This window comes from Fictibacillus arsenicus, from assembly GCF_001999465.1.
Lineage (GTDB): Bacteria > Bacillota > Bacilli > Bacillales > Fictibacillaceae > Fictibacillus > Fictibacillus arsenicus.
The window spans coordinates 266,695-279,870 of sequence record NZ_MQMF01000003.1 but is presented as its reverse complement, the minus strand read 5'-3'; the positions used below and the strand labels follow the sequence as shown (position 1 = coordinate 279,870).

9 protein-coding genes are annotated in these 13,176 nt (G+C 38.0%); 7 read left to right on the top strand and 2 right to left on the bottom strand.

The window, feature by feature from the left end; all coding sequences use genetic code 11:
• The first annotated feature begins 202 nt into the window (after window positions 1–202).
• Window positions 203–1,663 (top strand): catalase KatA, encoded by a 1,461-nt coding sequence (gene katA / locus UN64_RS15335; protein ID WP_077364323.1) that lies wholly within the window; start codon window positions 203–205, stop codon window positions 1,661–1,663.
• 56 nt (window positions 1,664–1,719) lie between these two features.
• On the opposite strand, the gene cbpA is transcribed toward katA, so the two are convergent.
• Window positions 1,720–2,367, bottom strand: a complete 648-nt coding sequence (gene cbpA / locus UN64_RS15330; protein ID WP_077364321.1) for a cyclic di-AMP binding protein CbpA — start codon at window positions 2,365–2,367, stop codon at window positions 1,720–1,722.
• 417 nt (window positions 2,368–2,784) lie between these two features.
• Between cbpA and abc-f the strand changes: the two genes are divergently transcribed.
• The 6 genes from abc-f to UN64_RS15300 all read left to right on the top strand — a co-directional run bounded on the left by abc-f (window position 2,785) and on the right by UN64_RS15300 (window position 11,672).
• Complete coding sequence (gene abc-f, locus UN64_RS15325; RefSeq protein ID WP_171978934.1) at window positions 2,785–4,404, top strand: ribosomal protection-like ABC-F family protein; 1,620 nt, start codon at window positions 2,785–2,787, stop codon at window positions 4,402–4,404.
• 105 nt (window positions 4,405–4,509) lie between these two features.
• Complete coding sequence (locus UN64_RS15320) at window positions 4,510–6,051, top strand: FAD-dependent oxidoreductase (protein WP_077364317.1); 1,542 nt, start codon at window positions 4,510–4,512, stop codon at window positions 6,049–6,051.
• 511 nt (window positions 6,052–6,562) lie between these two features.
• Window positions 6,563–8,302: an ABC transporter ATP-binding protein gene (locus tag UN64_RS15315; protein ID WP_077364315.1), complete on the top strand. Its 1,740-nt coding sequence runs from the start codon at window positions 6,563–6,565 to the stop codon at window positions 8,300–8,302.
• Window positions 8,299–10,077, top strand: coding sequence for an ABC transporter ATP-binding protein (locus tag UN64_RS15310; protein ID WP_077364313.1), 1,779 nt, complete (start codon window positions 8,299–8,301; stop codon window positions 10,075–10,077). The genes UN64_RS15315 and UN64_RS15310 overlap by 4 nt, the downstream gene beginning before the upstream one ends.
• A gap of 371 nt (window positions 10,078–10,448) precedes the next feature.
• Window positions 10,449–11,207, top strand: coding sequence for a TspO/MBR family protein (locus tag UN64_RS15305; protein ID WP_077364311.1), 759 nt, complete (start codon window positions 10,449–10,451; stop codon window positions 11,205–11,207).
• Between the two features lie 30 nt (window positions 11,208–11,237).
• Window positions 11,238–11,672: a hypothetical protein gene (locus UN64_RS15300; RefSeq protein WP_077364309.1), complete on the top strand. Its 435-nt coding sequence runs from the start codon at window positions 11,238–11,240 to the stop codon at window positions 11,670–11,672.
• A 45-nt stretch (window positions 11,673–11,717) separates the two neighbouring features.
• Here UN64_RS15300 and UN64_RS15295 read toward each other — a convergent pair whose 3' ends face one another.
• Window positions 11,718–13,046 carry an oligosaccharide flippase family protein gene (locus tag UN64_RS15295; RefSeq protein WP_077364653.1) on the bottom strand — a complete coding sequence of 443 codons (1,329 nt, stop codon included), beginning with the start codon at window positions 13,044–13,046 and terminating at the stop codon, window positions 11,718–11,720.
• Window positions 13,047–13,176: the final 130 nt, after the last annotated feature.

Here is a 13,176-nt window from a genome sequence, read left to right as displayed (position 1 = left end):
AAAAGTTGATTAGAATGGAAGGTTAACCTTTCAAACCAGCATTTATCGCGGATGCTGGTTTTTTGTATGCGGTATTCTATCATTCGACAGATTATAACATTTTTCATATTAGAATAATTATAAAAAAGTATTGATTATCCATTGATAAGTGATATCATTAGAGTTGTACAATAAATCTATTAAAACAATGAGGTGATTTAGTTTGAGTAATGGAAACAAACATCTTACTACCAGCTGGGGAGCACCTGTAGGGGACAACCAGAATTCGATGACAGCAGGATCAAGGGGTCCAACATTAATTCAGGACGTACATCTTTTAGAAAAGTTAGCGCATTTTAACAGGGAGCGTGTACCAGAGCGTGTTGTACATGCTAAAGGCGCTGGCGCGCACGGGTATTTTGAAGTAACAAATGACGTGAGAAAATATACAAAAGCAAATTTCTTATCTGAAGTAGGGAAAAGAACACCATTATTTGTAAGGTTTTCTACTGTTGCCGGCGAGAATGGTTCTGCTGATACTGTTAGAGATCCCCGTGGATTTGCTGTTAAGTTTTATACTGAAGAAGGTAACTATGATCTTGTTGGAAACAATACACCAGTCTTCTTTATACGAGATGCTATCAAGTTTCCTGATTTTATTCATACTCAAAAGCGTCATCCTCAAACACACCTGAAAAATCCGAACGCAATATGGGATTTTTGGTCATTATCGCCTGAATCACTTCATCAGGTAACAATCCTTATGTCTGACCGTGGTATTCCTGCAACGTTCCGCCATATGCATGGGTTTGGTAGCCACACTTTTAAATGGGTAAATGCAGAAGGCGATGGAGTTTGGGTGAAATACCACTTTAAGACAGAGCAGGGTGTAAAGAATCTCTCAAACGAAGTAGCTGCTAAGATCGCTGGAGATAATCCTGATTACCATACAGAAGATCTTTTCAACGCTATTGAAAATGGCGATTTTCCTGCTTGGAAACTCTATGTGCAAATTATGCCTCTAGAGGATGCGAATACTTACCGGTTTGATCCATTTGATGTAACAAAAGTCTGGTCACAAAAAGATTATCCTTTAATTGAAGTAGGCCGTATGGTTTTAAATAAAAATCCTGAAAATTATTTTGCAGAAGTTGAACAAGCGACATTTTCCCCTGGAACATTGGTACCAGGAATCGATGTATCTCCTGATAAAATGCTTCAGGGCCGCCTTTTTGCATACCATGATGCACACCGGTACCGTGTAGGTGCAAACCATCAAGCACTCCCGATTAATCGTCCGCGCCATGAAGTAAATAATTATCAGCGTGATGGTCAAATGCGATTTGATAATAACGGCGGAGGATCTGTGTATTACGAGCCTAATAGTTTCGGTGGTCCTAAAGAATCTCTCGAAAATAAACAAGCTGCATTTCCAGTCACAGGGGTAGCGGACAGTGTTGGCTATGATCACCATGATCACTATACACAGCCTGGAGATTTATATCGCATTTTAAGTGAGGAAGAACGTTTTCGGCTAGTAGAAACTATTGTTGGAGCAATGAAACCGGTTGAACACGATGAAATAAAACTGCGCCAAATACAGCATTTCTATAATGCAGATCCAGACTATGGTACTCGTATAGCAAAAGGACTTGGGCTAGCCGTCCCGCAAGAAGTTAAATAATACAGCACAAAAAATACGTTCCCCAATTTTGCGGGAACGTATTTTAATTTTACGAATTAAACTTTCGCAAACGTTCTTAGATCTTCTATATCGGCTACTTTAAATCCATTTGCCTCAACACGGTGAACCAATTCATCAATTTCTTTGCGCGAAACACTTTTATTAAATGTGATTACAACTCTGCGCAAAAATTGTTTCCCAGCATCTTGTGTAAACACACCTTCAATATTGTATTCTTCATGGATGGCTGTGAATAGTTTTCTAAGAGATCCTTTACCTTCAGTAGTAGAGACAGTTAATGAATAGCCACCATTTTTAATTCCGTATGAGTCCTGCAGAATGTCCATTACTTTAGAGTGAGTAATAATTCCTAAGAAATTATGTTCATCATCTATAACTGCCATGAAAGGAAGACGGCGGATTGAGAACAGCACTTTAAAATAAGCTGTATTTTCATGAATGAAGGCATCTGTTTCTTCTACAACCCTGCTAACATTGTCTTTAACAGAACCTACATTATCAATAATATAATCGGATGTTGTCTCCTTAAAAAGCAAGCCCACAAACTTTTCTTCTTTTTCATCTAAAACTGGAATACAGCGGTACCCAGATTGAATGATGGTATAACGGGCTTCACTAATTGACATATTTTCTGTTACATACGTTACTTTGGATTTGGATAGATAGTTAGATTTTACTTTCATAAGACACACCCTTTTTCTGAATTATATAAATATTTAAAACTAATTCGCTATAAATTGCAAAATACCTGCTTTTTTCATTTTTAACGGCAACTTTTTTCCCTGTTTGCACATTTGAAAATTCTGTCATATAATAAAATGGAAATTATTTATTACATAACAATGTAAGGAGGTGTAAGGAATGCTTAAAGGTGTACAACTGTTTAGCTGGCTGGTCGTTTTTCGTTCAATTACTTATGTGATTTTTCGTAATTGGTGGAGTCTGTCCAATTTCAGCTATTCAAATATTGTACATCGATAAGTAACCTTACCCTTTCCTTTTTCTATGTTAAAGATAAAACCATGGGCAGGTACTATTTGCTCATGGTTTTTTTGTTGAAAAAGGACAGTGGCATACCATTAATAAAGGAGAAAAATAAATTGATTATATGCACTGTTCAAAATCTAAAAAAAATGTACGGCGGAAATGAGATTCTTAAAAATATATCATTTGAAATACACGAACAAGATCGAATTGGCATTGTCGGTCAAAATGGTTCAGGAAAGACAACGTTATTTAAGCTGCTCAGTAATTTAGAGCATTTTGATTCAGGTTCAATTTTTATTAAAAAGGATGCAGCTATCGGATACCTTGCCCAGCTGCCTGATCATGATTTCCATTCCACAGTTTACGAGGTTATCTCAGCAACATTCCAAGAGATTAAAGACATTGAAAAGAAGATAGAAGAAGTAAACCTTCAATTAAGTGATCCTTCACAAGGAGATCGACTTGAAAAGAATTTAAACAAACTATATAAACTTCAAGAACAATACGAGAAATTAGACGGCTATGCAATAGAATCAAAAATAAACGGTGTTTTAGCAGGTCTTGGTATATCTCATCTTACAAATCATCTATTTAAGCAAATTAGTGGCGGGGAACAAACGAAAGTGGGGTTAGCTTGTCTGCTTCTTCAAGAACCAGAACTTCTTCTGCTGGATGAACCTACTAATCATTTAGATATAAATACCATAAACTGGCTTGAAAATTATTTACAAAAATACAAAGGTGCAGTAGTAATTATCAGTCATGACAGATATTTTTTGGATAAGGTTACTATGAAGACGATTGATTTCGAAGATGGTGAATGCACTGTATATCACCATTCTTACTCTGGGTTTGTAAAAGAAAAAGAAAACAATCTTTTGCTAGAATTTGAAAAGTATCAAGAACAGAAAAAAAAAGTAAGGAAAATTAAAGAATCAATTAAACAACTGCGGGATTGGGGAGCGCGTTCTGGAAATGAAAAGTTCTTCAAACGAGCCAGAAGTATGGAAAAGGCACTTGCACGTATTCAAAACATGAAAAGACCGCAGCTTGAACGCAAAAAAGCAGCTTTTGAATTTACTGTGAATAAAAGAAGCGGTCAGGATATTGTTGTTTTGGAACAAGCAAGCAAGTTAATAGAAGATCGTTTGATTCTTGAAGATATTGACCTGCAGGTAAGACACGGAGAAAAGATTGCTCTCATCGGCAAGAACGGTTCGGGAAAAACCACATTAATAAACTGTCTGCAGAATAATGATTTTGATTATGGTGCTGTTAAACTTGGGTCCTCCGTTTCAATTGGATATCTATCACAAAGAGGTCTGGAAGCGAAAGGTAATATGACCGTACTTGACATTTTTCGAGATAAAGTACCCATGGAGGAAGGAGAGGCGAGACATCACTTGGCAAAGTTCTTATTCTATGGGCCTTCTGTATATAAAAAAGCTAGTGACCTAAGTGGAGGAGAAAGAACCAGGTTAAGGCTAGCACAGCTTGTTTATGAAGGGTTCAACTTTCTAATACTTGATGAACCTACAAACCATTTAGATATAGATTCACGCGAAGCTTTAGAAATAGCTTTAGAAGAATTTGACGACACGATAATGGCAGTAACACATGACCGTTATTTTATGAATAAGCTATTTAATAGAACAATATGGCTGGATAATGGCAAGATCGATAGCTATACAGGGAATTATGATTATGCTCTTGAAAAAAGAATTACCAAGTAAATTTGGAACAGGCTAAATTTTAGCCTGTTTTTTGTTTTTTGGATTGTGACCCACACATATGGGGAATAATGGGTAAAAACATTGTATAATTATAGGAGGTACTCCGTGAATAGTTACGAACAAAATTTGCCGCAATACCCTGAACCATTATGGAGGCAAAATGTTGATTTGCCTAAATACCCTTCATTAACTGGAAATGAACACGCTGACGCTGTTATCGTAGGCGGGGGAATTACAGGTATAACGACAGCTTATTTACTTGCTAAAGAAGGACTGCAAGTAATATTGCTTGAAGCTGGAAAAGTCTTGAACGGAACAACAGGTCATACAACGGCAAAAATAACTTCTCAGCATGGTGTTATTTATGATCGTCTGATCTCCCATCTAGGGTTAGAAAGGGCAAAAAAGTATTATCAATCCAACGAAGCTGCAGGTCAGTTCATTCATAATTTTATAAAAGAAAATGGTATCCACTGTAACTATGAAACTCATGATGCTTATCTTTATGCGAATACAGAACAAGGAATTAAAAAACTTGAATATGAAGCTCATGCATATGAACAGCTTGAGATCGATGGCGATTTAACCGAAAAGATGCCTTTTGATATACCTCATAAAAAAGCACTTGTTATGAAAAACCAAGCACATTTTCATCCTGTAAAATACTTGATTGCACTATTAAAAGAAATGGATTCACTAGGTGTAAAGATATACGAACACACTACGGCTTCTGATATTCAGGAAGATAAGGAAGATAAAAAAGCTATCGTAAAAACAGAAACTGAACATGAAGTGAAAGGGAATTTTGTAGCTTGCTGCACACATTTTCCGTTTTTCGATGGAATGGGTTTTTATTTTACAAGGATGATGGCAGAACGTTCATATGTTCTAGCGGTTAAAACTAAAGATAAATTCCCTCATGGAATGTATTTGAGTGTAGATGAAACCGTAAGATCATACAGATCCATTCTTCAAGATGGAGAACATGTAGTTCTTGTTGGAGGTGAAAGCCATCAGACTGGACAGGGAATCCCTACACATCAGCATTATGAAGCGTTATTAAAAGAAGCAAAAAAATCGCTTAACTTTGAAAGAGTTTTGTATCGATGGTCAGCTCAAGATCTTATCACACTTGATAAAGTTCCTTTCATTGGTAAGTTAACACATAAGCATGACAATATTTTTGTAGCAACTGGATTCAGAAAATGGGGGATGACAACTGGTACACTAGCTGCCCATATCATCCGGGACCATATAATGGATAGAGAAAACGAGTTTGCGGATCTGTATAAACCTCAGCGTTTTCAAGCAGACCCTTCAGATATAAAGCAGTTTGTTAAAGAAAATTCCGATGTGGCAAAGCATTTTGTGTCAGGAAAGTTAGAGAAGCCTTCTAAAAATCCTCGGAGCCTTAATAAAGATGAAGGCGGAGCAGTAACTGTTGACGGAAAACGATGCGGAGCATATCGAGATCCTAATGGTGAGTTGCACGTTGTTGATACCACTTGTACACATTTAGGCTGTGAAGTGGAATGGAACAGCGGTGAAAGAACGTGGGACTGTCCTTGTCATGGATCTCGCTTTACTTACGAAGGAGCAGTTGTAGAAGGACCAGCCACTAAGCCTTTAAAACGTGTAAATCCTTAAACAAAATAAATTACTCAAAAAGACCGATATCAAACAGTTGCAATATAAGCGACTTTTGGTGTTGGTCTTTTGTTCGTTACTTACATAAACTGTTTATTTTACGCTTTCTCTTATATATTTTAAAGGCTCTTTTCTAAAGGAATTGCTGCTTTTAGCTTTTTTTCATTATCTGCAAGTTGGTTGGAGCGCAAGGTACGAGACTCCTACGGGACGAGCGGTCAGGTGGAGACTCCTAATGGCGCAAAGCGGCAGGAGGCTCACCGCACGCCCCGTGGAAAGCGAGCAGCCTGGAGCGGAAATCAACTACTTTTAAAAGCAACAATATATGCGAAAACAGCCTTTTAAATTATTCTTCTATTGGGAATTTTAGATCCAACATTTTATCTATAATTGCTTAATTAAAGACTTCATATATTTTTCTTATATTGAAAAAAATAACAAGTAAAAATAATGATAATTTTTAGAAAATGGTTTAAAATAAAGTGCTTAGGAGCGAGAGGGGGAACTAAATATGAAGCTTTTAAGAGAGACACTTAAGCATTTCAAGCCTTATTGGAGGGGGCTTCTGCTTGCTTTTGCATGTTCATTAATCGGAGGTGCCTTTACAGTAATACCTCCTATATTAGCAGGAAAGCTAGTGGATGAAGTGCTTCCAAATCAAATGACAGATATGATCGGCTGGCTCGTTGCAGGAGTACTGTTTGCATTTTTATTTAAAGTGATTTTCGAATCGCTTCAGGAATATATTCAGGTTCAGATCGGACTTGATGTAATTACTGATATGCAGATGAGAGCTTTTGGACGTTTGCACCGGACACCTATGTCATTTTTTACGACTACACCTCGCGGAGATATGCTTTATCGCCTTACGCATGATGTAGAAGCTGTACAAAACTTGAATAATACTGTTGTACCTCGATTTGTTCAGCAAGTGGTTAGTGCTGTAGCTGCATTTATCGCAGTATTCGCTCTGTATTGGCCAGTGGCGATCGTAATGTTCTGTGTATTCGCTATCTATTTATATCCATCTTTCAAACTTGGAAATACAATGCGAAAAATGAGTGCAGTGCAGCGTGATATGCGTGCTGACATTTATCATCATCTTCAAGAAAGCATCGAATCCACAAGACTTGTTCGTACATTCCAAACACAAGAACGAGAAATACATACACAAGACAAGAAACTTACGGACTGGAAAAATTATTCGATTCGTGCTGCTTTGATTGGCAAAGTAAATTGGCGACTAGGTAATTTATTCAACATCGCAACACCTGGTGTTGTTATGTTAGTAGGAGGTATGGCTGTCTGGAACAATACCATATCCGTTGGGACGCTTGTAGCGTGTCTAGGTTTTATACCTACGATGTTTTTTCCTATCCGGTCACTTGCTGAGAACGCATTAATCATTCAGCAGGCAATACCTGCCCTTCAACGAATCTATGAATATTTTGATCTTCCAGTTGAACATGAAGAGAACTTGCCAAAAATGAACGCCATACGCGGGGATATAGACGTTGAAAATCTATGGTTCCGCTATCCCGGGAATAATGAATATGTTCTTAAAGGTGTTTCTCTTAGCATGCAATCTGGTCAGCATATTGGAATAGTAGGAACGAGCGGCGGCGGAAAATCAACTCTTATCCAATTACTTCTCGGTCTTTACGAACCTGAAGCAGGAACCATTGAAGTAGATCAGCAAAATCTATTTGATTACAATCGGAATTCTTTCCGTCAGCAAGTAGGAGTTGTGTCACAGGAAACTTTCCTATTAAACAATACACTCCGTATGAATCTATTATATGGAAGAAAAAATGCATCTCAGGAAGATCTAGATGCAGCATGTGCAGCGTCAGGACTAACGGAATTTATAGCCGCACTGCCCGACGGATACGAAACCATTGTAGGGGAACGTGGACTCAAATTATCAGGGGGACAAAGACAGCGCGTCGCTTTAGCAAGGGCAATTTTAAGACACCCAGCTCTATTAATCTTTGACGAAGCAACTTCTTCTCTTGATGGTGAAACTGAAGAGCGAGTTCAAGCCGCTTTAGAAAACCTTATTCCTGGCAGAACAACCATCACAATCGCTCACCGTCTCATAACCGTTAGAGATGCGGACAAAATTTTGCTCTTGGATAAGGGCATAGTTGCAGAAGAAGGAACTCATGAGGAACTTCTTGCACAAAGAGGTCAATACTATGAACTCTATATGGCACAATACAGTGAATTAGAAAAGGAGAGAGCGATATGAGCCAATTAGCCGCCAAGTCAAAAAACCGTGACGGCAGACGCGTTCTTGCCTTTTTAAAACCACATAAAAACTGGGTATTTGCAGATGCTTTTGTTATTGCGGTCAGCCAGGTTTTCTCTGCGCTTATCCCAACACTTGCTCTCGGATGGCTTGTCGATACAATACTTCCTGGAGATTCTAATAATCTTTTATGGGGATTAATGTGGCTTCTCGTATTTGCAGCTGTTGCTGACTTAATACTGATGGTAATTGATGAATACTTTTGCCACCAGGTTGCTAAAACAGTAACGAACTGGCAAAAACTTCGTTTGTTTAAACATCTGCAGATCTTACCATTCTCTTTTTACCAGAACAATCAATCTGGTGAGATGATGGCGAGGGTATCTGATGATCCTGATACGCTGCACAATTTCCTTGCATGGGAAGGTTCAACCTTCATGGCTTCCGTTCAAGGAGTAATCCTCTATAGCATCGTTTTGCTTTGGATCCATCCCTATCTGATGATTACAAGCGTTGTGTTAGGGGTTATCTTCTATTTAACATCTAATGCAGTTGGACGAAGAACGCGCCAAGCCTCTGCAAATGCAAGAAAAGAAGCTTCTCGCTATCTTGAAAGACTTCGGGAATCTGTTACAGGCATCCACCTTTCAAGAGTTCTTGGAGTTTCTGACGGGGAAGTGCAAAGTGTTGCTGAAATTCGCAAATCGTTCATTAAAGAATCTCGTTACGAATTAAAAGCACGTATGCAATCCATCGTCGTTATTGGGAGTTATAATGGACTGGGTTTAGCAGTTGTATATGGGCTTAGCGCCTATTTAATCTGGAACGATAGATTAACTACCGGTGAGATGCTTACTGCCGCTGGCCTTGTTGCAATCGCTGCAAATGAAATGCAAAAAATGCTCAGAAACTGGTTATCTGTAAGAAGAACCGGTCCAGCGCTCGATCGATCTGAAATTTTATTAAGCGAAAAAACGTCAAACGCAGAAACCAAAAAAGGTATTACATTGCCTCTAGTAGAGGGATCGATTGAATTAAGGGAAGTAGCATTTGGCTATCCGGAAAAAGATGAACAAGTACTTAAAGGCTTATCGTTTATTGTTCAGCCCGGTGAAGCAATCGCACTTGTCGGACCTAGCGGTTCCGGGAAATCTACGATCGTCGATCTATTACTCCGTCTATATGAACCTGACAGCGGTTCTATTCTTTTAGACGGCAAAGATATTTCATCTATTGATGCTGGGTGGCTACGTTCACAAATCGCTATAGTTTCACAGGATGTTCAGCTGCGTAACGGTTCACTTGCAGATAATCTCCGCATAGCAAAATCTGATGCTACTGATGAAGAGTTATTAAGTGCAATAAATGACAGTGGTCTAGGTGATTTTATCCAAACACTGCCTGAGGGCTTAAACACAATGGTAGGTGAGCGGGGAAGTTTGTTATCTGGCGGTCAAAAACAAAGATTGTCTCTTGCCAGAGCTCTTGTTAAGGATGCTGCTATTCTTATTTTAGATGAAGCGAGTTCAGCACTTGATCCAATTACAGAGGTTCAAATTAATGAGGCGATCAACAAAAGAAAATCAAAGCAAACCGTTTTTATCATCTCTCATCGATTATCAACGGTGCTTGCTGCAAATCGTATTATCGTTATAGAAAATGGAAGAATGATCGAAACAGGGAAACACGAATCACTGCTTGAATCAGAACATGGTGTATACAGCCGCTTATTCAAACGTGAAGCAGAAATTGGCACTCAGGCATTTAGCAATTAATCATCTAAAAAGGCAGTCCAATTAAGGATTGCCTTTTTTCTAAAGATTGGTTTTTTTGGATGATTCTTTTCTCTCCTATGCAAGTTGATTGAAGAGCAAGGTTGCCGACTCCTCGAAAATTGAACTTCAAATTTTCTTCGTGCGATGTTTCGCTGCCGAAGCCTTCCTTGTCCTATGGGACGAGCGGTCCGGTGGAGACTCCTAAAGGCGCGTAGCGGCAGGAGGCTCACCGCACGCCCCATGGAAAGCGAGCAACTTGGAGCGGAAATCAACTACCTACTAGAGCAACATGTATAATAAAACAGCTTCTCATAAACAATCTCTTAATGGGGTATATATGATTAAAGAGATCCTATTAGGAGGTACAACAAATGTCCGAAAAATTTAGAGCGTATTTTAATATATTGGCTCTAGGAGCAGTAATTGTAGTTAATTATATGGCAAACGCGTTACCGTTAAACGGGAATACAACAGGTGCACTGTCAGCTAAGTATAATGTCCTTATTACTCCAGCAGGGTATGTATTCTCGATTTGGGGACTCATCTATACGTTGCTGGCTTTATGGGTAATTTATCAGGCCATGCCTAAACATATTAGTCAACCTGTTTTCAAAAAAATAGGTTATTGGTTTGTGATTAGCTGTTTATTTAACTGCCTTTGGATTTTTGTGTGGCATTATGAAAAACTGATTCTTTCACTCATTGTAATGATAGGATTACTGCTGTCTTTAATCCTTATTTATTCAAAAATACAAAGCGATGAGAACCGTCCAAGATATGTTCTGTCTCCTTTTTCAATCTATTTAGGATGGGTGAGTTTAGCTACAATTGTTAATACCTCCGTTGTACTTAAATATTCGGGTTGGAAGGGGTTTGGGCTTTCTTCAGAAACTTGGACGATCACAATGCTTATTGTTGGATCGGTATTAGCCTTATTTTTTACTTTTAAAAACGATGATTTTATTTATCCGCTCGTTTTTGTTTGGGCATTTATCGGTATTGGCATAAGGCATATGGGTGATATTGACATTATTGCTAACACAAGTTTCACTTTAGCTGTTTTGCTCTTATTATTCATTATTTGGAGAGCATCAAAACGGACAAATATTTTAAAACCAATGCGTACTTAATTTTTCTATTAATTGGGGGGGATTATCATTGTGAAATTATCGATGCCAGCCGGCTTATTAATTGAAGCTGCAATTGCTGGAGGGGTTGACGGAGATCATTTAGTTGATGTTATTAGACAAAAAAATATTAGTGCTTTAAGTCATATAGGTAAAGAAGAAGCTAGCTTGCTTAACTTCTTTCATTACGCAGAAGAGAATTGGGAAGATATCGTACTCGCTATTAAAAATGGGTATATGTTTAAGTTTATTACGATTAGAGGATTACAAAATTTGCTGCAAACAAAATTCTCTTTTAAAGAAAAGGAACATTTTAAAATCGATGACTCATGGCTGGAGCTAAATCTAAATGAATCACAACTTAAATTTTTGCAATCCCGTATTCCTGATCAATGGGCGTTTGTAAAACAAGAAAATAGCCCTTTTAACTTTCGGGCAGTCCTTGCTCATACTCAGAAACTTGTCTGACAAAAAGGCATCTCTTAAGGAATTATCCTTATAGAGATGCCCTTTTTATTCTTGAAAATTGTTTCTTGCACCCAGCCAAAAGGTAATGCCAATAGCTTTGCAGACTGAAAAATAATGAAGAAGCATTAGAAGAACGGATCCTGCATTCATACCTATGATGACACCATGCATTCCAAACGATGGCTGTGAACCGAGTATATACATAAGGAAAAAAGAAATAATTGTTGACCAAACAGACTGTATAAAAGCTGTTGTGATCAATCCTAAACCAATTAAATAGGCCTGAAGCGGAATTAAGAAAAAAGTAAATAAAAAGCTGGGCCATAAAAGTTCTAGATAGATTGCAGCAGAAGCTGAGTGAAAAAACATCACCGTCAATTTCTCAGAAAATAAAAGAAATATGATAACTGCAGGAAAACCATAAGCTGCTGTTATTTTCATAATCCTTATTAGAAGCATTTTTAATGTATCCACATCTTTTTTTGCAGTAGCTTCAGAAACAGTCGGTATTAGTACGACGAGCAAAGAGTGAGCAATAAAGGCTGGGAAGAATCCAATCGTTATAGCAACACCTGCAAGCAGCCCAAACTGCTCGGTTGCCGCTACATCAGATAGTCCGGTCAGCGTAAGTGAGTATTTAATCAAAAAAGGCTGAACTGCATTTGTAAATGCATGAAAAAGCCGCAGTCCTGTTGTGGGTATAGTCACGGCCAGTAAGCTTTTTGTAACTTCTCCAGCACTTAAATTTTGATTCATTTGGTATTTCATTTTCCTGAATTGCAGCAAATAAGCTGTAAACAAATAAACGAAGACAACAAGTTCACTGCCAACGAAAGTAGCTAATGCAATTAAGATTGCTGTTTCTCTATCAAAGGAGAATAATTGATAAATACCTGCCAGTAATATGAGCTGTGCAAATTTACGGAAAAGATTAGAAAAAGCGAGCTTTCCCATCTGCTGTTTTCCCATAAAAAAACCTCTTGCGATCGAGGTAAGCGAGATAAGAGGAATTAACAACACCATTAACCATCTTACAAGCGGATGATAACTGTTAAAGACCGGGATAAAGGGCAGTACAAATATAGCAATAATAATCATAGCTGCCGTTAGAATCAAAGTGAGCTTAGTTGCATGTTTAAGCATACTATAGTGCTGCTTTTCTTCTTTTTCTGCTACAAATTTAGATATGGAGATTGGCAGCTCTAGACTTGCAATGATGATAATCAATATCACAGTTGGGAAAATAGACATGTAATGACCTAATCCCAATTCTCCTAATTGACGTGCAAGTATCATATTCACAATGAATTCTAAGCTTTCTCCCACTAATGCTGCAGCTGCAAGCAAAAGGACTCCCCGAAAAAATATATTCATATCATGGTGCATCTCCTTGTACACTTTGTCCTCCTATTCATATGCATCAAATTATGAAACAAGACCTCGAAGGACTTTGCATAGAGAAAGGAGAAAAGTGTAATTAGACATTGAAAGAGAGGACTGAGAG